General features: G+C 64.3%; 18 protein-coding genes and 1 pseudogene. 4 read left to right on the top strand and 15 right to left on the bottom strand.

The genetic code is table 11. The annotated features are described in order from the left end of the window. Positions 1–133 precede the first annotated feature (133 nt). The 10 genes from hscA to AB4Y36_RS10595 all read right to left on the bottom strand — a co-directional run bounded on the left by hscA (position 134) and on the right by AB4Y36_RS10595 (position 8945). Entirely contained in the window at positions 134–2005 is a 1872-nt protein-coding gene (gene hscA, locus AB4Y36_RS10640) for a Fe-S protein assembly chaperone HscA (protein ID WP_368682951.1), read from the bottom strand. A 64-nt stretch (positions 2006–2069) separates the two neighbouring features. Continuing rightward, on the bottom strand, positions 2070–2618 hold the full coding sequence (gene hscB, locus AB4Y36_RS10635; RefSeq protein ID WP_368617681.1) for a Fe-S protein assembly co-chaperone HscB: 549 nt from the start codon (positions 2616–2618) through the stop codon (positions 2070–2072). Positions 2619–2724: 106 nt separating this feature from the next. Continuing rightward, positions 2725–3048: an iron-sulfur cluster assembly protein IscA gene (gene iscA, locus AB4Y36_RS10630; protein ID WP_028210067.1), complete on the bottom strand. Its 324-nt coding sequence runs from the start codon at positions 3046–3048 to the stop codon at positions 2725–2727. 150 nt (positions 3049–3198) lie between these two features. Continuing rightward, positions 3199–3603 (bottom strand): Fe-S cluster assembly scaffold IscU, encoded by a 405-nt coding sequence (gene iscU, locus AB4Y36_RS10625; RefSeq protein ID WP_028216879.1) that lies wholly within the window; start codon positions 3601–3603, stop codon positions 3199–3201. Positions 3604–3712: 109 nt separating this feature from the next. Next, positions 3713–4936, bottom strand: a complete 1224-nt coding sequence (locus AB4Y36_RS10620) for an IscS subfamily cysteine desulfurase (protein ID WP_069265526.1) — start codon at positions 4934–4936, stop codon at positions 3713–3715. 78 nt (positions 4937–5014) lie between these two features. Further along, the gene (gene iscR, locus AB4Y36_RS10615; protein ID WP_069265525.1) at positions 5015–5548 is read right to left on the bottom strand and encodes a Fe-S cluster assembly transcriptional regulator IscR; all 534 of its coding nucleotides are present in this window, start codon (positions 5546–5548) and stop codon (positions 5015–5017) included. A 155-nt stretch (positions 5549–5703) separates the two neighbouring features. Next, the gene (locus AB4Y36_RS10610; protein WP_368682950.1) at positions 5704–6186 is read right to left on the bottom strand and encodes a low molecular weight protein-tyrosine-phosphatase; all 483 of its coding nucleotides are present in this window, start codon (positions 6184–6186) and stop codon (positions 5704–5706) included. 107 nt (positions 6187–6293) lie between these two features. Next, positions 6294–6524, bottom strand: coding sequence for a hypothetical protein (locus AB4Y36_RS10605; protein WP_069265523.1), 231 nt, complete (start codon positions 6522–6524; stop codon positions 6294–6296). A 159-nt stretch (positions 6525–6683) separates the two neighbouring features. Next, positions 6684–8120, bottom strand: coding sequence for a lactate utilization protein B (locus AB4Y36_RS10600; protein WP_368617683.1), 1437 nt, complete (start codon positions 8118–8120; stop codon positions 6684–6686). Positions 8121–8222: 102 nt separating this feature from the next. Further along, positions 8223–8945, bottom strand: a complete 723-nt coding sequence (locus AB4Y36_RS10595) for a (Fe-S)-binding protein (RefSeq protein ID WP_368682949.1) — start codon at positions 8943–8945, stop codon at positions 8223–8225. A 190-nt stretch (positions 8946–9135) separates the two neighbouring features. Here AB4Y36_RS10595 and AB4Y36_RS10590 point away from each other — a divergent pair, with 190 nt between their 5' ends. Further along, a complete protein-coding gene (locus AB4Y36_RS10590; protein WP_028210073.1) occupies positions 9136–9936 on the top strand; it encodes an IclR family transcriptional regulator in 801 nt (266 codons plus the stop codon). A gap of 163 nt (positions 9937–10099) precedes the next feature. On the opposite strand, the gene pbpG is transcribed toward AB4Y36_RS10590, so the two are convergent. Next, positions 10100–11284 carry a D-alanyl-D-alanine endopeptidase gene (gene pbpG, locus AB4Y36_RS10585; protein WP_069265520.1) on the bottom strand — a complete coding sequence of 395 codons (1185 nt, stop codon included), beginning with the start codon at positions 11282–11284 and terminating at the stop codon, positions 10100–10102. Positions 11285–11998: 714 nt separating this feature from the next. Between pbpG and AB4Y36_RS10580 the strand changes: the two genes are divergently transcribed. Beyond that, positions 11999–12577, top strand: coding sequence for a phasin family protein (locus AB4Y36_RS10580; RefSeq protein ID WP_069265519.1), 579 nt, complete (start codon positions 11999–12001; stop codon positions 12575–12577). 231 nt (positions 12578–12808) lie between these two features. On the opposite strand, the gene lpdA is transcribed toward AB4Y36_RS10580, so the two are convergent. From lpdA to AB4Y36_RS10560, 4 genes and pseudogenes are all read right to left on the bottom strand, one after another. Then, on the bottom strand, positions 12809–14572 hold the full coding sequence (lpdA, locus tag AB4Y36_RS10575) for a dihydrolipoyl dehydrogenase (RefSeq protein ID WP_368682948.1): 1764 nt from the start codon (positions 14570–14572) through the stop codon (positions 12809–12811). Between the two features lie 95 nt (positions 14573–14667). Then, a complete protein-coding gene (gene aceF, locus AB4Y36_RS10570) occupies positions 14668–16338 on the bottom strand; it encodes a dihydrolipoyllysine-residue acetyltransferase (RefSeq protein WP_342945895.1) in 1671 nt (556 codons plus the stop codon). A 78-nt stretch (positions 16339–16416) separates the two neighbouring features. After that, positions 16417–19113, bottom strand: a complete 2697-nt coding sequence (gene aceE, locus AB4Y36_RS10565; protein ID WP_069268136.1) for a pyruvate dehydrogenase (acetyl-transferring), homodimeric type — start codon at positions 19111–19113, stop codon at positions 16417–16419. Between the two features lie 153 nt (positions 19114–19266). Next, a pseudogene (locus AB4Y36_RS10560) lies at positions 19267–19489 on the bottom strand (hypothetical protein). On the opposite strand from AB4Y36_RS10560, the gene fixL reads away from it, so the two are divergent. After that, positions 19409–21922 (top strand): oxygen sensor histidine kinase FixL, encoded by a 2514-nt coding sequence (fixL, locus tag AB4Y36_RS10555; RefSeq protein ID WP_368606274.1) that lies wholly within the window; start codon positions 19409–19411, stop codon positions 21920–21922. The pseudogene AB4Y36_RS10560 and the gene fixL sit on opposite strands and share 81 nt — an antisense overlap. Further along, entirely contained in the window at positions 21919–22566 is a 648-nt protein-coding gene (gene fixJ / locus AB4Y36_RS10550) for an oxygen response regulator transcription factor FixJ (protein WP_042264842.1), read from the top strand. The genes fixL and fixJ overlap by 4 nt, the downstream gene beginning before the upstream one ends. Positions 22567–22682: the final 116 nt, after the last annotated feature.

The raw sequence follows: 22682 nt of genomic DNA, 5'->3' as shown, positions 1-22682 counted from the left end.
ACGGCGGCATGTGCCCATTCTACTGTCGGTGCGCGCTCAGCCACATCGGGAAAGCACGCACGCGTACGCCGTTTGCTAACGACGCGTTCGCCTTTACGCTGTTGAGGCTGCAGGCGCGCTCCTGGCCGCGCCTTTAGCCGATCTCGTCGAGCTTCTTGCCCGCCAGCGCGCGCTTGATGCCCTTGTCCATCCGGCGCGCGGCAAACTCGTCGGTGCCTTCGGACAGCGCCTTGGTGGCGGCTTCGATCGCGCCCGCGTCCTCGCCCTGCGCGACTTGTGCGAGCGCGGCGATCAGCGCATCGACTTGCGCGCGCTCGGCGTCGTCGAGCAATTCGCCATCGGCGCCCAAAGCGGCGTTCGTCGCTTCGATGATGCGTTGCGCCTCGACCTGCGCCTCGCGCAGCGCGCGGGCGCGCATGTCGACTTCGGCGGTCTTGAAGCTGTCTTCGAGCATGCGGGCCACGTCGTCGTCGGCAAGGCCGTACGACGGCTTCACCACCACCGATGCTTCCACGCCCGAGAGCTGCTCGCGCGCGAACACCGACAAGAGGCCGTCCGCATCCACCTGGTAAGTCACGCGAATGCGCGCCGCGCCCGCCGCCATCGGCGGAATGCCGCGCAGCTCGAAACGGGCGAGCGAGCGGCAGTCGGCGACGAGCTCGCGCTCGCCCTGCACGACGTGAATCGCCATGGCCGTCTGGCCGTCCTTGAAGGTCGTGAAGTCCTGCGCACGCGCGACCGGAATGGTCGAATTGCGCGGGATGATCTTCTCGACGAGGCCACCCATCGTCTCCACGCCGAGCGACAGCGGAATGACGTCGAGCAGCAGCCAGTCGTCTTCGCCGCCGCGGTTGCCCGCCAGCAGGTCGGCCTGGATCGCAGCGCCCAGCGCGACGACCTGATCGGGGTCCAGATTCGTGAGCGGCGCCTGGCCGAAGTGCTGCTCCACGGCGCGGCGAATCACGGGCATGCGCGTCGCGCCGCCGACCAGCACCACGCCCTTCACGTCCTTCGCCGCCACCTTCGCGTCGCGCAGCGCCTTCTTCGTCGGCGTGAGCGTGCGCTGCACGAGCGCTTGCGTGAGCGCTTCGAAGCGCGGCTCGTCGATCGTCAGCGCGATCTGCTGGCCGCTCGACAGGGTCGCCTCGATGCGCGCGTCGGGCGCGGACGAGAGCGCTTCCTTCGCATCGCGCACGCGGTCGAGCAACAGGCGCACGTCTTCGGGCGCGAGCGTCGCACGCTCGATACCGGACTGCTCCAGCGCCCAGGCAAAGAGCGCATGGTCGAAATCGTCGCCGCCGAGCGCCGAATCGCCGCCGGCCGCCAGCACTTCGAACACGCCCTTCGTGAGCTTGAGGATCGACAGGTCGAACGTGCCGCCGCCGAGGTCGTAGACCGCGTAGAGGCCTTCGGCGCCGTTGTCGAGCCCGTACGCGATCGCCGCCGCGGTCGGCTCGTTGAGCAGACGCAGCACGTTCAGGCCGGCGAGACGCGCGGCGTCCTTGGTCGCCTGGCGCTGCGCTTCGTCGAAATACGCCGGCACCGTGATGACGGCGCCGACGAGTTCGTCGCCGAGCGTGTCTTCGGCGCGCTGGCGCAGCGTCGCGAGAATTTCCGCCGAAACTTCGACGGGGCTCTTCACGCCGTCGATCGTCTGGATTTGCACCATGCCCGGCGCGTCGACGAAGTCGTACGGCGCGTTGGCCGCGCCTTCGACCTCGGACTTGCCGCGGCCCATGAAGCGCTTGACCGACACGATCGTGTTACGCGGGTCGGTCGCGGCTTGCGCCTTCGCCGTGCGGCCGATGCGGCGGCCGCCGTTCGCGAGATAGCGCACGACGGAGGGCAACAGCACGTGCCCGTCTTCGTCGGGCAGCACGTCGGGCACGCCGCTGCGCACCGCGGCGACCAGCGAGTTCGTCGTGCCGAGGTCGATGCCGACGGCGAGTCGCCGCTGATGCGGCGCCGGCGCCATGCCGGGTTCGGAGATTTGCAGTAAGGCCATCTGTGTGATCTGCTTTTTAACCTGATGGGCGCCAGGCGCCCGATATGCGTTTGCGCGCCCGGTTTCAGCCTTCGAGCCGCTCGATCTGCGAGTCGATTTCGCCCGCCACGCGCTCGATGAACATGAGCTGGCGCACGGCCTCGGCTGCGGGCTGATTCGAGCCGCTGTCGAGCAGCGCAGCGAGCTTCGTGAAGCGCACGCGTTCGTCGTCGCGCAGCTCGCCCGCGAGTGCATCGAGCGCATCGACGTTCTTCGCGCCGACCGCGTCTTCGATCGCCTCGCGCCACTCCATCTGCTGCATGAGGAACGCGGGCTCCATCGCGGTATTGTTCTCCGCGCCAACGTCGATGCCGCGCAGATGCAGCAGATACTTCGCGCGCTTGAGCGGATCGCGCAGCGTCTGATACGCCTCGTTCGTACGCGTGGCCCATTGCATGGCGATGCGCTTTTGCGCTTCGCCGGCCGCGGCGAAGCGGTCGGGATGCACCTGCGCCTGCACCGTGCGGTAGGCATGGTCGAGCGCGTTCGCATCGATCGCGAACTGCTCGGGCAGGCCGAACAGCACGAAGTGGCTGTCGGAGAGCGACCGGGAAGGCGTGGAAGGCGTGTTCATCGGCTGGAACGTTCTTGTGGAGCTGTGAAGGGCTGAGAGGGCCAACCAGCGGGCCGTCAAAATCAAAAAGGCGGCACAGGCCGCCTTTTCACCGCTCGACGCGGGCTCAAACGCGGAAGGACTCGCCGCAGCCGCACTCGTCCTTCACGTTCGGGTTGTTGAACCGGAAGCCCTCGTTCAGGCCTTCACGCACGAAGTCGAGCTGCGTGCCGTCGATATAGGCGAGACTCTTCGGGTCGACGATGACCTTCACGCCGTGGCTCTCGAAGACGTTGTCCTCGGGCGCGAGTTCGTCGACGTACTCGAGCTTGTACGCGAGGCCCGAGCAGCCCGTGGTGCGCACGCCAAGACGCAGGCCCACGCCCTTGCCGCGACGGGTCAGGTACTTTTGCACGTGCTGTGCCGCTTTTTCAGTCAACGTAATTGCCATAGCATCTTCGCCGCGCCTCGCGCCGCCAGTTGGGCTCTCGCCTTCCCTCGCGTCGCGACGCAACCCTGCTGCATCCAGAATCGTTAGTCCAGAGCACCGAACTTTCCGGTCCGGCGCCGTCCTGCCTCTACTACGCCGCAGCGCTGCGCTTTACGCCGCGTCGGCCTTCGCTTCGGTCGTGTGACGCTGGCGATAGTCGGCAACCGCTGCCTTGATCGCGTCTTCCGCGAGAATCGAGCAGTGGATCTTCACCGGCGGCAGCGCCAGTTCTTCGGCGATCTGCGTGTTCTTGATGTCGAGCGCCTGGTCGAGCGTCTTGCCCTTCACCCACTCGGTCACGAGCGAACTCGACGCGATCGCCGAGCCGCAGCCGTAGGTCTTGAACTTCGCGTCTTCGATCACGCCGTCCGCGCCCACGCGGATCTGCAGCTTCATCACGTCGCCGCACGCCGGCGCGCCGACCATACCGGTGCCCACTGCGTCGTCGTCCTTGGCGAACGAGCCGACGTTACGCGGGTTTTCGTAGTGGTCCAGAACCTTGTCGCTATATGCCATGATCACACTCCTTCAATTCGTGTTTGCCGCGCTGCACGCAGTTGACTGATAGTTGACTGCTCTTGCGCTGCGGCCGGGTCGTTGTTCGCTGCTGACTTCGCCGCCTGGCTCAGTGCGCTGCCCACTGGATGGTCGACAGATCGATGCCGTCCTGATGCATTTCCCACAGCGGCGAAAGCTCGCGCAGCTTGGCGATCTTCGTCTTCAGCAGGTTGATCACGTAATCCACGTCCTGCTCCGTCGTGAAGCGGCCCACCGTGAAGCGGATCGAGCTGTGCGCCAGTTCGTCGTTGCGGCCGAGCGCGCGCAGCACGTACGACGGCTCGAGCGATGCGGACGTGCACGCCGAACCCGACGACACCGCCACGTCCTTCACCGCCATGATCAGCGACTCGCCTTCGACGAAGTTGAAGCTGATGTTCAGGTTGTGCGGGACACGCTGTTCCATGTCGCCGTTCACGTAGGTTTCTTCGATTTCCTTCAGGCCGCGCAGGAGCTTGTCGCGCAGCATGCGCACGCGCTCGTTTTCCGTGGCCATCTCTTCACGCGCGATGCGGAACGCTTCGCCCATGCCGACGATCTGGTGCGTGGCCAGCGTGCCCGAGCGCATGCCGCGCTCATGGCCGCCGCCGTGCATCTGCGCTTCGATGCGCACGCGCGGCTTGCGGCGCACGTACAGCGCGCCGATGCCCTTCGGGCCGTAGGTCTTGTGCGCCGAGAACGACATCAGGTCGACCTTGAGCTTTTGCAGGTCGATGGGCGCCTTGCCCGTCGATTGCGCAGCGTCGACGTGGAAAATGATGCCCTTTTCGCGGCAGATTTCGCCGATCGTCGCGATGTCCTGGATCACGCCGATCTCGTTGTTCACGTGCATGACGGAAACGAGGATCGTGTCGGGGCGCAGTGCGGCCTTGAACGCTTCGAGGTCGATCAGGCCGTCGTCCTTGACGTCCAGATACGTGACTTCGTAGCCTTCGCGCTCGAGTTCGCGGCAGGTGTCGAGCACGGCCTTGTGCTCGGTCTTCACCGTGATGATGTGCTTACCCTTGCTCTTGTAGAAGTGCGCGGCACCCTTGATCGCGAGGTTGTCCGATTCGGTCGCGCCGGAGGTCCAGATGATTTCGCGCGGGTCGGCGTTGACGAGCGCGGCGACCTGCTCGCGCGCTTCCTCGACGGCGCGCTCCGCATCCCAGCCATAGGCGTGGCTGCGCGACGCCGGATTGCCGAACTGCTCGCGCAGATACGGAATCATCTTGTCCACCACGCGCGGGTCGACGGGGGTCGTCGCGCTGTAGTCCATGTAAATGGGCAGGTGGGGAATGTCGTTATTCATCTATCGCTCCGGGGAATCTTGTGTGCTGCGCTGTACTGTGTATTGCCAACTGCGGCTTTCTGGCGGCGCTCGAAGGACTTACGAACCCGCCATGTTGAAGATCGAGTTCGGACCCAGCGGCATCGCCCTGACCGGCTCCACCGCCGGCGCCTCGGTGCGGCGATCGCGCAGGACGGCGGGCGCGGCGCCTTCGCGGGCGCGCTGCTTGTCCACCAAATCCTTGAGCGACACCGAATCGAGGTACTCGACCATTTTCTGGTTCAGCGTCGACCAGAGTTCGTGCGTCATGCAGTGGCCGTCGTGCTGCTTGGTGCCCTCGCAGGCGCCCTTGCCGCCGCACTGGGTGGCGTCGAGCGGCTCGTCCACGGCGATGATGATGTCCGCGACCGTGACGTCCTCCGCGCGGCGCGCGAGGTTGTACCCGCCGCCCGGCCCACGGACCGATTCGACGATTTCATGACGGCGCAGCTTGCCGAACAGCTGTTCGAGGTACGACAGCGAGATGTGCTGCCGCTGGCTGATACCCGCAAGCGTCACCGGGCCCTGCTCCTGGCGCAGTGCCAGGTCAATCATCGCCGTGACGGCGAAACGGCCTTTGGTGGTGAGTCTCATGATGTATGGGAACCGCAATTCTCGACAATTTTCGTCAAGTATAAATACATGACTAGTTTAGTCAAGTATCAACGTCGCGATCTGGGTTATTAGGTGCGCAGCGAATCGCAAAAAATGGCGCGATTTCCACGTTCGGCGGATTCGCGCCGCTCATCTCAATCCGCCAGTTGCGGACGCAAGGCGGCGAGCAGGCCCGCGTAGGCGGCCTCGCATTGATCGAGCACCATTTCGAAGCCCGCGTCGCCGCCGAAATAGGGATCGACCACCACGCGCGTTTCCGCCTGCGGCGCGAATTCCATCAGCAGGCGGATCTTGTCGCGCTCGCTCGCCGGGCAGACGCCCTGAAGCGCGGTGACGTTGGCGTCGTCCATCGCCACGATCAGGTCGAAACGGCGAAAATCGTCGGCGGCGATCTGCCTGGCGCGCAACGCCGCGAGCGCGTAGCCGCGCAGACCGCCCGCGCGCTGGGCGCGCTCGTCCGGCGCCTCGCCGATATGCCAGTCACCCGTGCCTGCCGAATCGATCTCGACGCGCCCGGCCAGCCCCGCCTCGTCGACGAGACGCAGCATCACGGCCTCGGCCGTGGGCGAGCGGCAGATATTGCCAAGACAAACGAAGCAGACGGAAACCTTTTTCATTCGTGGGGGCTGGGCAGCGAGAGGCGTTCAGCGCGCGACGGCGAATCTCAAATTATACAAAGCGCACGAGGTACACGCTGCGCGGCGCGTTGGCGCCAGCGCGATCCTCAGATCGCGTTCGAGCGCGGCAGCGTCGCGATGCCGTTCATCGCCTTCACCGGCGTCTTGCCTTCGCTGCCCACGAGACCATAAGACACGGCGCGCGCGAGTTCTGCCGTAACCTGATCGGCGGCGAGCGGCATTTGCTGCTCGGCGGTCTTCCATGCATGGATCCATGCGATCACCGCGAGCGGCACGATCAGCGCCAGCGGCCAGTACACCGTTATTTTCTTTCTCATGATGCGACTCTCTATCGACTGTGAAGCGACAGGTGCGGACGCACTATCGCCAGTCGAGATGATATAGAGAGTCGCAATCAGGAAAAACCCGGTCCGGACGAACACACTGTTGCGCCAGCTTAAATAGTCGGCAACCTGGACTTGACCGATCTGGGAGTGTCAGGCCTGTTCGGGGCGCCTTGTCGTGTCCAGATGCGTGTGCCGTGCCGCGTACAACTCGCGAAACGTGCGCCCGACCGGTGCGGGCATGTCGCGTCCGTTGGTCCAGCCGCGCGCGAATGGCAGCTTGCGAATGAGCCTTGTCTGCCCGCCCATGCGCTCGAGTATCCGCACCCCGAGTTTGGTGAGCAGCGCGTACGCGGTTGGGTGTAGCGCGAGCCAGCCCCAGGCTGCCAGCGCCGCGCGCTCGCGCCACGGACGCAGATGCCGCTCCGTCTGCTTCTCGCGCAGTTTGCGCAGCAGGTCCGAAAGCGGGATGCCCACCGGGCAGACGCTATTGCATTCGCCACACAGCGTAGCGGCCTGCGGCAGATCGAGTGTCTTTTCGATGCCGACGTAGCCTGGCGTGAGCACAGAGCCCATCGGACCGGGGTAGACCCAGCCATACGCGTGGCCGCCCACCTTCTGATAGACCGGGCAGTGGTTCATACACGCCCCGCAACGGATGCAGCGCAGCATCTCCTGAAATTCGCCGCCGATCAGGCCGGTGCGGCCGCCGTCCACGAGCACGACGTACATGTGCTCGGGGCCGTCCTGGTCCTCGGGTCCACGCGGGCCCGTGAGAACCGAGAAGTAGTTCGACGTGGCCTGCCCCGTTGCCGAACGCGGCAACAGACGCATCGCGGTGGCGAGGTCTTCGAGCGTAGGCAGCACCTTCTCGATGCCCGTCACCGCCACATGCACGCGCGGCATCACGGTGCACATGCCCTCGTTGCCCTCGTTGGTGACCAGCACGACCGAGCCGGTTTCCGCGACGAGGAAGTTGCCGCCCGTCACGCCCATGTCCGCCGAAAGAAAATGCGGGCGCAGGACTTCGCGCGCCTCGCGGGTCATGTCGGGGATTTCGGTCAGGCGCGGCTTGTCGTGCGTCTTCGCGAAGAGATCGGCGATCTCGTCCTTGTCCTTGTGGACGACCGGCGCAATGATGTGGCTCGGCGGCTCGTTGTCGTTGATCTGCAAGATGTACTCGCCCAGATCGGTCTCGATGGACTGCACACCCATCTCCGCGAGCACCGTATTGAGCCGCATCTCCTCCGAGACCATCGACTTGGTCTTGATGACCTTGCGCACGTCGTGGCGCCGCGCGATGTCCGCGACCAACTTCGCCGCATCTTGCGCCGTTTCCGCGTACAGGACGGTCACGCCGCGCCGCGTCGCCTCGGTCTCGAACTGCTCGAGCCAGACGTCGAGATTTTCGAGCGCACGGTTGCGCCGCGCCTTGAGTGCCGCGCGCGTGGCGGGGAAATCGATCGCGGTGATCGCCTCGGCGCGCGCCGAGACGAACTTGGTCGAGAGCTTCTTGAGGTTGTGCTGCAGACGCTGATCGGCCAGCTTCTGACCGGCGCGCGCCTTGAACTGCATCGATTGGACTTGCATGGCGTGAGGGCGAGGTTGAGCGATGTTCGGCGAGGTCTGGGGCTGAGTTTTGCGTCTAGATGCACATGCCGTGCGAAACGAGCGGCGGCAGCCGGCGGCGCGTCACACGTCGCCGGCCAGTACTTGCGCAATGTGCAGCACGCGCGTGGCGGTGTCGCCGGTGCGGCGCAAACGCCCTTCGATATTCAACATGCAGCCAAGGTCGCCGAGCACCACCGCGCGCGTGCCGCTCGCCTGAACGTTCGCGCATTTCTCGTCTGCAATGGCTGTAGAGATGTCCCCGTACTTCACCGCAAAGGTGCCGCCGAAGCCGCAGCAGTGCTCGCAGTCCTTCATCTCGCGCACTTCGATGCCGCGCTGGGCGAGCAACGCGCGCGGCTGCGCCTTGACCCCAAGTTCGCGCAGCCCGGAACACGAGTCGTGATAGGTCACCGGTCCGCTGAACTCCCCTTGCGGCAGCGTGACCTTTGCGACGTTCACGAGGAAATCCGTGAGTTCGTAGACGCGCTCGCGCAACTTGCCATAGCGCGCCATCAATTCCGGGTCGTCGCGAAACAGATCGCCGTAGTGCACGCGGATCATGCCGCCGCACGAACCCGAAGGGACGACGAGATAGTCGAACTGCTCGAATTCGCGCAGCGTCTTTTCCGCGAGATCGCGCGCAATGGCGCGCTCGCCGGAGTTGTAGGCCGGCTGGCCGCAGCAGGTTTGTGCGGACGGCACGACCACTTCATAGCCCGCCTCTTCGAGCAATTTGAGCGTCGAAAAACCAATTTCCGGACGCATCGTGTCGATGAGGCAGGTGACGAACAAGCCGACTCGCATGGGGACTCCTCGTGAAAACCGTCCCCGATTATCCGCTGTTTCGTCGCCGTGACCAACGCCGGTCGGCATCGCCCACGCCGGCCGCCCGCGATGCCGCAGTGCAGCGCGAGCCTTGGTCCTGGCGCTTACTTTTTTCACGATACGAGATACAATGCATTTTCCGCCTCACGCGTCAAACGAATCTGAACTCATGAGCGACACCCATCCAGATCCGAAGACCTCGATTCAGGTGATCGAGCGCATGATGCGCCTGCTGGACGCGCTGGCCGCGCACAGCGACCCTGTCAGCCTGAAGGAGCTTGCGCAGCGCACCGAACTGCATCCTTCGACTGCGCACCGCATCCTGAACGATATGGTGAGTTGCCGTCTCGTCGACCGCTCCGATCCCGGCACTTACCGGCTCGGCATGCGGTTGCTCGAACTCGGCAACCTCGTGAAAGCGCGGCTTTCGGTACGTGACGCGGCGCTTACGCCGATGCGCGAACTGCACCGTCTCACGGGCCAGACCGTCAACCTCTCCGTGCGTCAGGGCGACGAGATCGTCTATATCGAACGCGCCTATTCGGAGCGTTCGGGCATGCAGGTGGTACGCGCCATTGGCGGCCGGGCTCCGCTGCACCTCACTTCGGTCGGCAAGCTCTTTCTTGCCGCCGACGAAGCGAACCGCGTGCGCGCGTACGCCACACGCACCGGCCTGTCGGGCCACACGCGCAACAGCATTACCGACCTCGGACGCCTCGAGCGCGAACTCGCTCACGTACGCCAGCAATTCTGCGCACGTGATAACGAAGAGCTCGAACTGGGCGTGCGCTGCATCGCTGCCGGCATCTACGACGACACCGGCAAGCTGGTGGCAGGTCTTTCGCTCTCGGCGCCCGCGGATCGCCTGCAGGATTCGTGGCTCGGCCAGTTGAGCAAGACGGCGCTGACGATTTCAGAGTCGCTCGGCTATCACCCGGAGCCTGCTGAAGGCAACGCGCAGCCCGCCTGAAGGCAGGGCGCAGCAGAATCGAGAAGAGCGGAGGCGTGCCCTCCGCTTTTTTTTGGCTTGCCGCGTGCCTCACGTATCGACATCGGACGAACGGCACGCACCAGAAAGCAAAACGCCCCGCAGTTGCGGGGCGTTTGTCGAGTAATTCCGAAAAAGCTGAGATCTAGGTCCCAGCGCCGCCTGCGTCGGCGCTCGTAATGCGCGGCTGCTGGTCGGCGCCGCCATTGTCGAGCCACGTGCGCACGCGCGTTGCATCCGCGAAGCGCGAGTACTTGCCGCTCGAATCGAGCAGGACCATGATCACCGGACGGTTGTGAATCGTCGTCTGCATGACTAGGCACTCACCCGCTTCGTTGATGAAGCCCGTCTTCTGCAGGCCGATGTCCCACGATGCATTGCGCACCAGCGCATTCGTGCTGTTGTAGGCAAGATTGCGCTTGCCCGTGAACACGTCGTAGCTGCGATCGGTCGAGAACTGGCGAATCATCGGGTACTGGTACGCCGCGTTCACCATCTTCACGAGGTCACGCGCGGTCGAGACGTTGCGGCTCGTAAGCCCCGTCGAATTCTCGAAGTGCGTATCGGTCATGCCGAGTTGCTTCGCCTTCGCGTTCATTGCCGCGATGAATGCCGGACGACCGCCCGGGTAATAGCGCGAGAGAGCCGCTGCCGCGCGGTTTTCCGACGCCATCAGCGCGATATGCAGCATGTCCTCGCGCGAGAGCACCGAGCCCACCGAAAGACGCGAGCCCGTGTTCTTCTCGTAGTCGCGGTCTTCGTCCGTGACTTCGATCGGTTCCGAGAGCGACGCCTTCGAGTCGAGCACGACCATCGCGGTCATGAGCTTCGAGATCGAGGCGATCGGCACGACGGCGTGCGAGTTCTTGTCGAACAGCGGCTCGAGGGTGTTCTGGTCGACCACGTACCCCACGCCCGAGCGCAGCATCAGCGAGTCGGGCGAATCGTGCAAACCGAACGCCTGACCGACGCTCGGCTGGCGCGGTTCGAACGCGACACGGCGCACCGCCGAGTGGTGGCGACCGTTCATCGTATAAGTGACGCGGCGTTTCCTGGCCACCGGACGCGCATCGTCTTCCTTGGCGGCGACGGTACGGGTTGCGCCCGCCTTCTTGCTGGCCCTGGCCGTTTCCGGCTCGGCCTTCGCAACCTTCTTGCTGGCTTTATTCACCTTGGCCGTTTTGGCCGGTGCAGCGTCTTGCGACGCAGCAAAGGCGCCCTCAGGCGCCACGAGCGTCGCACCGATCGCGACGGATACAGCAACCGACAATGCGGTGCTGATAACCGACGACGGCATCAGTGAGAACGACAGGAGCTTGTCGGATTTCATTGGTGTTCTTGATGGAGCGGCGGGATCGTTCGCCAAGTGTAGTAAAACCACGAAAAATTCGCAAATTGAAGCACTTATAGGCGCTCATTAAACCGAAGTATGACCTTCGATTGAGCAGGCCAATGCACTTCCCGCATTCGATGGAGTCAGACAATTGCCAAGGCACTCCTCTCGCCGCGACGCCGCTTGCTGAAAACGTTTGCGGCACACGCAAAATGCGCTTGCTGCGTTAACGGCGTTCGTCGTAGGAACTTGAACTGAGGAAAAAACAGGTGAGATTTGTCTGACTACCAGTGCCGCCGTGCCGCGCGACGCGCGTTCGACCGCAATGGATCATTAACGTTCCATCCAGGAATTCGGTGGACGCACCCAGGTGAAATCCTATAGGCGCTCTCACGCGATCCATGCCGCATCTTGCCAGAACCCGCCTTTGCGCGCTTGCCCCACCCTTCGCGCAGCCTCCCCCAACTCGCAGCGAACCCCGCGCAACGGGGCATTGGCGCGTTGTCGCGGTTGCGCCATGCGTCGGGCATAAGTGATTGTTTAATAATAAATTATCGACATTGTGCGACGCACCAAAAAGCCTTGACTTTCTTCTGGGGCATCCTAAAATCGAATCAATGTTGCGACGCACAAAGCGAGTGACAGAGCACCAGCGCCGTGCCACTTACTTCAGGCGACCCACGAAGGCCGCCGACATACAGGAGCGTAAACATGAGTCTGCTGACCCCTGAGCAATTCGCCGCTGCCCAGAAAGCCAACCTCGAAACGCTGTTCGGCCTCACCGGCAAGGCATTCGAAGGCGTGGAAAAGCTCGTCGAATTGAATCTTCAGGCCGTCCGCTCGAATCTGGCGGAATCGCAGGAACAGGCCCAGCGCGCACTGTCGGTGAAGGACGCGCAGGAATTCCTGGCCCTGCAAACGAGCTATGCCCAGCCGCTGACCGAAAAGCTGCTGTCGTACGGCCGTCATGTGTATGAAATCGCCTCGGCCACCCAGGCTGAGTTCGCGAAGGTCGCCGAAGCCCACTACGAAGAGCAGAACCGCAAGGTTCAATCGCTCGTCGACAACGTCGCGAAGAATGCGCCGGCCGGCTCGGAAACCGCAGTCGCTGTGATCAAGTCGGCCATCAACGCCGCCAACACGACCTACGAAACGGTCCACAAGGCGACGAAGCAAGCCGTGGAAATGGCGGAAAGCAACTTCAACGCCGCCACCGCTGCTGCGAGCAAGGCTGCGGCCCAAGCGTCGCGCTCGGCTGCCGCTTCGGCCTCGGCCAAGAAGACGGTCTGAAGGTTGTAGCTTGATCCGGTGCGTGCGCTGAAGCAGCGGCGCACCGGGCGCCGGGCCTGAACGCTCCGGCATGCCGCCCGGCATGTCACTTACCCGGTCGCCGACCGGGAATCTTTTTTACGCTCCGGCGCCTCTCGTAGCACATACCGCAGGACCCAAAAGCAAACGGCGCACCCCTCACGGAGTGCGCCGTTTCTTCATGCGCGCCGCAACGAGCCGCGCGGCACGAACTTACTTCTTCTTCTGCGGCGGCAGGTCGGTACAAACGCCTTCGTACAGCTCGGCGGCCATGCCGATCGACTCGCCCAGCGTCGGGTGCGGGTGAATCGTCTTGCCGATGTCGGTCGCATCCGCGCCCATTTCCACCGCGAGGCAGACTTCGCTGATGAGGTCGCCCGCGTTCAGGCCGACGATGCCGCCGCCGATCACGCGATGCGTCTCTTCGTCGAAGATCAGCTTCGTGAAGCCCTCGTCGCGGCCGTTGGCGATCGCGCGGCCCGAAGCGGCCCACGGGAACACCGCCTTGCCGTACTTGATGCCTTCGGCCTTGCACTGGTCTTCGGTCTTGCCGGCCCACGCCACTTCCGGATCGGTGTAAGCCACCGAAGGAATCTGCAGCGCGTCGAAGTACGCCTTCTCGCCGTGCGCCGCTTCCGCCGCCACGTGGCCTTCATGCACGGCCTTGTGCGCGAGCATCGGTTGGCCGACCACGTCGCCGATCGCGAAGATGTGCGGCACGTTGGTGCGCATCTGCTTGTCGACTTCGATGAAGCCGCGGTCCGTCACCGCTACGCCCGCCTTGTCCGCGCCGATCTTCTTGCCGTTGGGCGAGCGGCCCACGGCGACCAGCACGAGGTCGTAGCGTTGCGGCTCGGCCGGCGCCTTTTCGCCCTCGAACGACACATAGATGCCGTCGTCCTTCGCCTCGGCGTTCGTGGTTTTGGTCTTGAGCATGACGTTCGCGAAGCGCTTCGCGTTGTACTTCTCCCAGACCTTCACGAGATCGCGGTCCGCGCCGGCCATCAGGCCGTCGAGCATTTCCACGACGTCGATCTGCGCGCCGAGCGTCGCGTAGACGGTGGCCATTTCCAGACCGATGATGCCGCCGCCGATCACAAGCATCTTCTGCGGAATCTGACGCAGTTCCAGCGCGCCGGTCGAATCGACCACGCGCGGATCTTCCGGCATGAACGGCAGTTTCACGGCCTGCGAACCCGCAGCGATGATCGCCTGCTTGAACTTGACGATCTTCTTGCCGTTCTCGCCCACCACTTCCATGTGGTTCGGATCGAGGAACGCGCCCACGCCCGTCACGACTTCGACCTTGCGCGCCTTCGCCATGCCGGCGAGGCCGCCCGTCAGCTTCTTGACGACGCCCGACTTGAAGTCGCGCAACTTGTCCAGGTCGATTTGCGGCTTGCCGAACGTGATGCCGTGCGAGCCGAGCGCTTCAGCTTCGTCGATCACGAGCGCCGTGTGCAGCAGCGCCTTCGACGGAATGCAGCCCACGTTCAGGCACACGCCGCCGAGCGTCGAATAACGCTCGACCAGCACGGTCTTCATGCCGAGGTCGGCGGAGCGGAACGCCGCCGAGTAGCCGCCGGGGCCTGCGCCGAGCACGAGCACGTCGCATTCGACATCGGCGCTGCCGCTGAAGCTGCCGGCTTGCGGGGCCGCGGTTTTCGAAACTTCTGCGGTCCTCGGTGCTTCAGCAGCCTTGGGCGCTTCAGCCTTCGGAGCCGGCGCCGCTGCGCCTTCCGACGCCTCGACCAGCGCGATCACCGTGCCCTGCGAAGCCTTGTCGCCCGCTTTGATCTTCACTTCCTTAACGGTGCCCGCGACGTCGCTGGGCACTTCCATCGTGGCCTTGTCCGACTCGAGCGAGAGCAGCGTCTGCTCCTTCTCGATGACATCGCCCGCCTTGATATTGACTTCGATGACGTCGATGTCCTTGAAGTCGCCGATATCCGGCACTTTCACTTCGACGAGACTCATGGTGTCCCCTACCCCTAAAGGATGACCGGCCGCGCCTGCCGCAGCGCGCACGTCGTGGACGTGCGGCGCGTTAGCGCGTGCCGGTCAAATCGGTTTTACAGAATCACGCGGCGGAAATCGCCGAGGATCGAAGCGAGGTACGCGTTGAAGCGCGCGGCCGCTGCACCGTCGATCACGCGGTGATCGTACGAGAGCGACAGCGGCAGCGTGAGGCGCGGCACGAACTGCTTGCCGTCCCACACCGGCTTCATCGCGCTCTTCGACAGGCCGAGGATCGCCACTTCCGGTGCGTTGATGATCGGCGTGAAATGCGTGCCGCCGATGCCGCCGAGCGACGAAATCGAGAAGCAGCCGCCTTGCATCTGGTCCGGCTTGAGCTTGCCTTCGCGCGCGAGCTTCGAGAGCTCGGCCATTTCCTTCGCGATGTCGACGAGGCCCTTCTTGTCCGCGTCGCGGATCACCGGAACGACGAGGCCGTTCGGCGTGTCGGCGGCAAAACCGATGTGGTAGTACTGCTTGAAGACGAGGTTGTCGCCGTCGAGGCTCGCATTGAACGCCGGGAACTTCTTGAGCGCCGCGACGCAGGCCTTGATGACGAACGCGAGCATCGTGAACTTCACGCCCGCCTTCTCGTTTTCCTTGTTCAACTGCACGCGCAGCGCTTCGAGGTCGGTGATGTCCGCTTCGTCGTTGTTCGTGACGTGCGGGATCATGACCCAGTTGCGGTGCAGGTTCGCGCCGGAGATCTTCTTGATGCGCGACAGCGGCTGCGTGTCGATCGGGCCGAACTTCGTGAAGTCGACCTTCGGCCACGGCAGCAGGTTCAGGCCCGCGCCGCCCGCAGCCGGTGCGGCTGCGGCGCCGGCCGGCGCTGCGAGCGCGCCCGTCATCACGCCCTTCACGAACGCGGTGACGTCGTCCTGGGTGATGCGCCCCTTCGGACCCGTACCCGTGACACGGGCAACGTCCACGCCGAGTTCGCGCGCGAACTTGCGCACGGACGGCGAGGCATGGCTCGGACGGCGCGAGCCGCCTTCGCCTGCCGGAATGATCGGCGCCTGCGCGAGTGCCGAAGGCGCTGCGGCAGCAGCCTTGGCCGGCGCTTGCTGGGGCGCGTCCGACGGCTCTTCGACGTGCTTCGCAGCCGGTGCGGCGGCGGGCGCCGCGGCGCCTTCTGCTTCGACGACGACGATCTCGGTGCCTTCCGACACGTTGTCACCGACCTTGACCTTGATTTCCTTGACGACGCCGGCCACGGGGCTCGGCACGTCCATCGTCGCCTTGTCCGATTCGAGCGTGACGAGCGACTGCTCCTTCTCGACGCGGTCGCCGACCTTCACGCCGATCTCGATGACCGGTACGTCCTTGTAGTCGCCGATGTCGGGGACCTTGACCGACTGCACGCCGCCGCTTGCGGCGGGCGCTGCAGCGGGGGCCGGCGCAGCCGCCTGCGCGGGCGCGGCGGCAGGAGCGGCCTTTTCTGCCTTCGCGGCGGGCGCGGGAGCGGCGGGCGCAGCGCCTGCACCGGCGCCGTCCAGCACCAGCACGAGCGAGCCTTCCGACACGTTATCGCCGACCTTGACCTTCACTTCCTTGACCGTGCCCGACGCCGGGCTCGGCACGTCCATGGTCGCCTTGTCCGACTCGAGCGTGATGAGGGACTGCTCTTTTTCGACGGTATCGCCCGCCTTCACCAGCACCTCGATCACAGGAATGTCCTTGTAATCGCCGATGTCCGGCACCTTGACTTCGATCGCTTGACTCATTGTTAGTGTCTCCGGGGCCGCATACGACACGCCTCCCCGTTTCGGGGAGGCGCACATGCCATGCACAGGGGTGATGGGTTAGACGGTCATCGGGTTGGGTTTGGACGGATCGAGGTTGTACTTGGCGATCGCCTCGCCAACCACCTTGCGCTCGATCTTGCCTTCGTCTGCGAGCGCATTGAGCGCTGCAACCGTGGTCCAGTAACGATCGACTTCGAAGAAGTGACGCAGCTTCTCACGCGTGTCCGAACGGCCGAAGCCGTCGGTGCCGAGCACCACGAACTTGCGCGGCACCAGACCGCGGATTTGGTCGACCAGCGCACGCACGTAGTCGGTCGAAGCGATGATCGGACCTTGCGTGTCCTTGAGCAGCTTCTCGACGTGCGATTCGCGGCGCGGCTCGCTCGGGTGCAGCAGGTTCCAGCGCTCGACTTCATGACCTTCGCGAGCGAGTTCGGTGAAGCTCGGCACGCTCCAGAGATCGGCTTCGACGCCCCAGTCGTTCTTCAGCAGGTCAGCGGCCGCGATCACTTCGTTGAAGATCGTGCCCGCGCCCATCAGCTGAACGCGCGGCGCCTTGGCGTTCGCGTCGGCCTTGCGGAACGAGTACATGCCCTTGATGATGTCGGCCGCCACGCTCTCGCCCTGCGGAATCGCCGGGTGCTCGTAGTTCTCGTTCATCACCGTGACGTAATAGAACACGTCTTCCTGGTCCTGCACCATGCGGCGCAGACCGTCCTGCATGATGACCGCGAGTTCATAGCCGAACGTCGGGTCGTAGCTCACGCAGTTCGGCACCGAAGCCGCCCACAGGAGCGAGTGGCCGTCTTCGTGCTGCAGACCTTCGCCATTGAGCGTCGTACGGCCCGCCGTGCCGCCCAGCAGGAAGCCGCGCGAACGCATGTCGCCTGCGGCCCAGGCCAGGTCGCCGATACGCTGGAAGCCGAACATCGAGTAGAAGATGTAGAACGGGATCATGATCTCGCCGTGCGTCGAGTACGACGTCGCAGCTGCGATCCAGTCCGACATGCCGCCGGCTTCGTTGATGCCTTCCTGCAGGATCTGACCGGTTTCCGATTCCTTGTAGAACATCAGCTGGTCGGAATCTTCCGGCACGTACTTCTGGCCTTGCTGATTCCAGATGCCGATCTGGCGGAACAGGCCTTCCATACCGAACGTACGCGACTCGTCCGGCACGATCGGCACGACGCGCTTGCCGAGCGCCTTGTCCTTCAGCAGGATGTTCAGGATCCGCACGAACGCCATCGTCGTGGAGATCTCGCGGCCTTCGCCCGTGCCCTTGAGCAGCGGCTCGAATGCGTCGAGCGCCGGCACCGGCAGCGACTCGGCCTTCTGGCGGCGAGCCGGGAGATAACCGCCGAGGTCCATGCGCTTCTGGCGCATGTACTCGAGTTCCTTCGAGCCTTCCTCGAACGTGAGGTACGGCACGTCGACGATCTGCTCGTCCGTGATCGGCAGGCGGAACTGGTCGCGGAACTTCTTGAGCTGATCCACCTGCATCTTCTTCTGCTGGTGGGTGATGTTCATGGCCTGGCCGGCTTCGCCCATGCCATAGCCCTTGATCGTCTTCGCGAGGATGACGGTCGGCTGGCCCTTCGAGTTCGAAGCTTCGTGGAACGCCGCGTAGATCTTGTGCGGGTCGTGGCCGCCGCGGTTCAGATTCCAGATGTCGTCGTCGGACCAGTCGGCGACCAGCGCCTTCAGTTCCGGCGTGTTGAAGAAGTGCTCGCGCACGAACGCGCCCGACTCCGACTTGTACGTCTGGTACTCGCCGTCGACCACTTCCATCATGCGGCGCATCAGCGCGCCCGACTTGTCGCGTGCGAAGAGCGCGTCCCAGCGGCTGCCCCAGATGACCTTGACGACGTTCCAGCCGGCGCCGCGGAACTCGCTTTCGAGTTCCTGGATGATCTTGCCGTTACCGCGCACCGGGCCGTCGAGGCGCTGCAGGTTGCAGTTGATGACGAACACGAGGTTGTCCAGACGCTCGCGGCCGGCCATGCCGATCGCGCCGAGCGATTCCGGCTCGTCCGTTTCGCCGTCGCCGAGGAAGGCCCAGACCTTGCGGCCGTCGGTCTTGGCAATGCCGCGCGCCTGCAGGTACTTCATGAAGCGCGCCTGGTAGATCGCCATGATCGGGCCGAGACCCATCGAGACGGTCGGGAACTGCCAGAAGTCCGGCATGAGCCACGGGTGCGGGTACGACGAGATGCCCTCGCCGCCCACTTCCTGGCGGAAGTTGTCGAGCTGCTTTTCGGTCAGGCGGCCGAGCAGGAACGCGCGCGAGTAGACGCCCGGCGACGAGTGGCCCTGCACGAACACGAGGTCGCCGCCATGCTCGGCGGAAGGCGCGCGCCAGAAGTGGTTGTAGCCGACGTCATAGAGCGTGGCCGCCGATGCGAACGAAGCGATGTGGCCGCCCACGTTCGTGTGCTTGCCCGCGCGCAGCACCATGGCCATGGCGTTCCAGCGCGTGTACGAGCGGATGCGGTGTTCGATGTCCTGGTCGCCCGGGTTCCTGGCCTGGTTGGCGACGGGGATCGTGTTGATGTACGGCGTGTTCGCCGAGAACGGCAGATGCTCGCCGTGCACACGGGCGAATTCGATCTGCTTTTCGATCAGGTAGTGGGCGCGATCAGGGCCGACAGTCGAAATGACGCCGTCCAGCGCTTCAAGCCATTCGGCGGTTTCCTGGGGATCCTCGTCCTTGTCGGCGGCAACGTACTTGAGGACTTCGTCGGGTACAGCGGACATGCTCGTCTCCTGAATATAGGGGAACGCTGTTGATCGGACCATGCGGGCGGCAACGCTTAAGACGTGACCGGGCCAACCGCAGCAGCTTCGGGGCGATTGTAATGACCCCCCTGACCATCGCGCAACAAAATTTTCGAATTGCGAGATGCGATTTTATAATGCGAAAAATTGCTGCAGCGCACGCTTAATCGTTCGCGCCCTTGAGCCGATAACGGCCAGTTTGCACCTGTTTATCGGCGATTTACGCCTTTTTTCGCGGCATTTCCGTGTCTTACGCTGAGCTACAATCCTTGCCATGTTGACCGAACGGCTTTTCGCACGCTCGGCGCGGCCGCCCGGAACGCCCGGCGAGTCGTCGCCGTCTCGCTGGCACCACGGACCCTGGTGGTCGAATTCCTATTTGCTGACGCCGCTCCTGTCGATCCTCGTGTTCCTGATCGTCATGAGCCTGATCTTGTGGAGCCTGAACCGCCGCGAGCAACAGCAGCAGGAAGACACGCTCTACCGCAACGTCGCATGGGCCCAGCAGCAGATCCGGCTATCCATGACAGGCGCGCAGGAGCAGCTGCAGGCGCTCGCTCGCGACCTCGCCGCGGGCCACAGCGATCCGCAGTATTTCCAGACGTCCACCACGGACATCATGCAGGGCCATCCGGAGATCCTCTATCTCAACTGGTACACGAGCCAGGAGGCGCCGCGCTGGCCCAACACGGCGATGCCGGTCTTCGGCCAGCGCCTCGCGAAGCCCAACGACGCGCAAATGGACGAGGCCGTGAAGGCCGCTTTCGCCGAGGCGCGCGCCACGCGCCGCCAGGTGTATTCGCCGCTTATTTACGACGACGTCGGTAACGGCTACATCACGCTGCAAACGCCGGTATACCGCGATCGTGAATTTCTTGGGTCGATCGCGGCCGTGTTTTCGGTCGAAGGCATCCTGAAGCACGACATTCCATCTGAGCTGTCGGCCAAGTACAAGATTTCGATCCTCGACGCGAACAACCGCGAGCTCGCCACCACCTCGACCCGGCCGCGCCTGCCGCGCGACGTCTATTACGACCTGCCGCTCGATCCGCCCGGCCAGGGCGTGTCGGTACGCGTGTACTCGTATCCGCAGATGACCAACTTCACGAATAACACGCTCGTGTGGCTGGTCGCGGGGCTGTCGTGCTTCGTGCTGTGGAGCCTCTGGAGCCTCTGGAAGCACACGCGCCAGCGCTTCGAGGCACAGCAGGCGCTCTATGCGGAGGCGTTCTTCCGCCGCGCGATGGAAAACTCGGTGCTGATCGGCATGCGCGTGCTCGACATGCACGGCCGCATCACGCACGTGAACCCGGCGTTCTGCCGCATGACCGGCTGGGACGAAAGCGACCTCGTGGGCAAGAACGCACCGTTCCCCTACTGGCCGCGCGACGCCTACCCCGAAATGCAGCGCCAGCTCGACATGACGCTGCGTGGCAAGGCGCCCTCCTCGGGGTTCGAACTGCGCGTGCGCCGCAAGGACGGCTCGCAGTTCCATGCGCGCCTCTATGTCTCGCCGCTCATCGACAGCTCGGGCCGCCAGACTGGCTGGATGTCGTCGATGACCGACATCACGGAGCCCAAGCGCGCCCGCGAAGAACTCGCCGCCGCGCACGAGCGCTTCACCACCGTGCTGGAAAGCCTCGACGCCGCCGTCTCGGTGCTCGCCGCCGACGAAGCCGAACTGTTGTTTGCGAACCGCTACTACCGCCACCTCTTCGGCATCCGCCCGGACGGCCATCTGGAACTCGCGGGCGGCGGCGGCTTCGATTCGGCGAGCGCCTCTTCCGATTCGATCGACATGGTCGACGCCTTCGCCGGCCTGCCCGCCACCGCGCTCACCGAGAGCACGGCGGACGCGCAGGAGGTCTATGTCGAGAGCATCCAGAAGTGGTTCGAAGTGCGCCGTCAGTACATCCAGTGGGTGGACGGCCACCTCGCGCAGATGCAGATCGCGACCGACATCACCACGCGCAAGCAGGCGCAGGAACTGGCTCGCCAGCAGGACGAAAAGCTCCAGTTCACGAGCCGCCTGATGACGATGGGCGAAATGGCCTCGTCGCTGGCGCACGAGCTGAACCAGCCGCTCGCCGCGATCAACAACTATGCCTCGGGCACCGTCGCGCTCGTGAAGTCGGGCCGTGCCGCGCCCGACAACCTGCTGCCCGTGCTCGAGAAAACGGCGCAGCAAGCCGTGCGCGCGGGCATGATCATCAAGCGCATCCGCGAGTTTGTGAAACGCTCCGAGCCCAAGCGGCAGGCCACGCGCGTAGCCGACATCGTCGCCGACGCGGTGGGCCTCGCCGAGATCGAGGCGCGCAAGCGCCGCATCCGCATCGTGACCGACATGCGCTCGCGCATGCCCGTGATCTACGTCGATCCGGTGCTGATCGAACAGGTGCTCGTCAACCTCTTGAAGAACGCCGCGGAAGCCATGGCCGAAGCGCGCCCGAATGCGATCGACCCGGTGATCCGCGTGATCGTGAAGCGCGAAGGCGGCAACGTCTGCATCAGCGTGGTCGATCAGGGCCCCGGCGTCGACGAAGCCACGGCCGAGCGTCTCTTCGAACCCTTCTACAGCACCAAGTCGGACGGCATGGGCATGGGCCTGAACATCTGCCGTTCCATCATCGAATCGCACCGCGGGCGTCTCTGGGTGGTCAACAACGTCGAATCCGACGGCCACATCAGCGGCGCAACGTTCCATTGCAGTCTGCCTATCGGCGAATCGGACACCCCCTCGCGGAACACCGACGAACCGACTCCACAAACCGTTACGGGAGAGCCATGAACAGCCCAGTCACCACCCAGGAAACCGTCTTTGTTGTCGATGACGACGAGGCCGTACGAGATTCCCTGCGTTGGCTCCTCGAAGCGAACGGCTACCGCGTCCAGTGTTTCAACAGCGCGGAGGAGTTCCTCGAGGCGTACCAGCCGGCGCAACAAGCCGGGCAGATCGCCTGCATGATTCTGGACGTGCGCATGCAAGGCATGAGCGGCCTCGAACTGCAGGAACGTCTGATCGCCGAAAACGCCTCGCTGCCGATCATCTTCGTGACGGGCCACGGCGACGTGCCGATGGCCGTTTCGACCATGAAGAAGGGCGCGATGGACTTCATCGAGAAGCCCTTCGACGAAGCCGAGCTGCGCAAGCTGGTGGAGCGCATGCTCGACAAGGCGCGCAACGAAAGCACCAACGTGCAGCAACAGCGCGCGGCCGCCGAACGCCTCGGCAAGCTCACGGCGCGCGAGCACCAGGTGCTCGAGCGCATCATCGCGGGCCGCCTGAACAAGCAGATCGCCGACGACCTCGGGATCAGCATCAAGACGGTGGAGGCGCACCGCGCCAACATCATGGAGAAGCTCAACGTCAACACGGTCGCCGACCTGCTGCGACTGGCGCTCTCCAACAAGCCGCAACAAGCGCAGCAGTAAGCACGTCTTTCTCCGGCAGCATGCATGCGCACCCACGGCGCGCGCATGCTGCCGCCGGCGTCTCGCCGCGACCCTCTTTCCACCCCCCATCGTCCGTTCAGGCAGGAGCACGGCCG

It is taken from the genome of Paraburkholderia sp. BR10936 (genome assembly GCF_040965735.1).
GTDB classification, from domain to species: domain Bacteria; phylum Pseudomonadota; class Gammaproteobacteria; order Burkholderiales; family Burkholderiaceae; genus Paraburkholderia; species Paraburkholderia nodosa_A.
This window is presented reverse-complemented; position numbering and strand designations above follow the sequence as displayed.

Excerpts from the sequence above, each read along its gene's own strand:
- iscU (WP_028216879.1), bottom strand. The coding sequence starts at position 3,603 with ATGGCATATAGCGACAAGGTTCTGGACCACTACGAAAACCCGCGTAAC.
- iscA (WP_028210067.1), bottom strand. The coding sequence starts at position 3,048 with ATGGCAATTACGTTGACTGAAAAAGCGGCACAGCACGTGCAAAAGTAC.
- fixJ (WP_042264842.1), top strand. The coding sequence starts at position 21,919 with ATGAACAGCCCAGTCACCACCCAGGAAACCGTCTTTGTTGTCGATGAC.
- lpdA (WP_368682948.1), bottom strand. The coding sequence starts at position 14,572 with ATGAGTCTCGTCGAAGTGAAAGTGCCGGATATCGGCGACTTCAAGGAC.
- hscB (WP_368617681.1), bottom strand. The coding sequence starts at position 2,618 with ATGAACACGCCTTCCACGCCTTCCCGGTCGCTCTCCGACAGCCACTTC.
- AB4Y36_RS10610 (WP_368682950.1), bottom strand. The coding sequence starts at position 6,186 with ATGAAAAAGGTTTCCGTCTGCTTCGTTTGTCTTGGCAATATCTGCCGC.
- AB4Y36_RS10605 (WP_069265523.1), bottom strand. The coding sequence starts at position 6,524 with ATGAGAAAGAAAATAACGGTGTACTGGCCGCTGGCGCTGATCGTGCCG.
- aceE (WP_069268136.1), bottom strand. The coding sequence starts at position 19,113 with ATGTCCGCTGTACCCGACGAAGTCCTCAAGTACGTTGCCGCCGACAAG.
- fixL (WP_368606274.1), top strand. The coding sequence starts at position 19,409 with ATGTTGACCGAACGGCTTTTCGCACGCTCGGCGCGGCCGCCCGGAACG.
- AB4Y36_RS10620 (WP_069265526.1), bottom strand. The coding sequence starts at position 4,936 with ATGAATAACGACATTCCCCACCTGCCCATTTACATGGACTACAGCGCG.
- AB4Y36_RS10595 (WP_368682949.1), bottom strand. The coding sequence starts at position 8,945 with ATGCGAGTCGGCTTGTTCGTCACCTGCCTCATCGACACGATGCGTCCG.
- hscA (WP_368682951.1), bottom strand. The coding sequence starts at position 2,005 with ATGGCCTTACTGCAAATCTCCGAACCCGGCATGGCGCCGGCGCCGCAT.
- iscR (WP_069265525.1), bottom strand. The coding sequence starts at position 5,548 with ATGAGACTCACCACCAAAGGCCGTTTCGCCGTCACGGCGATGATTGAC.
- aceF (WP_342945895.1), bottom strand. The coding sequence starts at position 16,338 with ATGAGTCAAGCGATCGAAGTCAAGGTGCCGGACATCGGCGATTACAAG.
- AB4Y36_RS10600 (WP_368617683.1), bottom strand. The coding sequence starts at position 8,120 with ATGCAAGTCCAATCGATGCAGTTCAAGGCGCGCGCCGGTCAGAAGCTG.
- AB4Y36_RS10580 (WP_069265519.1), top strand. The coding sequence starts at position 11,999 with ATGAGTCTGCTGACCCCTGAGCAATTCGCCGCTGCCCAGAAAGCCAAC.
- pbpG (WP_069265520.1), bottom strand. The coding sequence starts at position 11,284 with ATGAAATCCGACAAGCTCCTGTCGTTCTCACTGATGCCGTCGTCGGTT.
- AB4Y36_RS10590 (WP_028210073.1), top strand. The coding sequence starts at position 9,136 with ATGAGCGACACCCATCCAGATCCGAAGACCTCGATTCAGGTGATCGAG.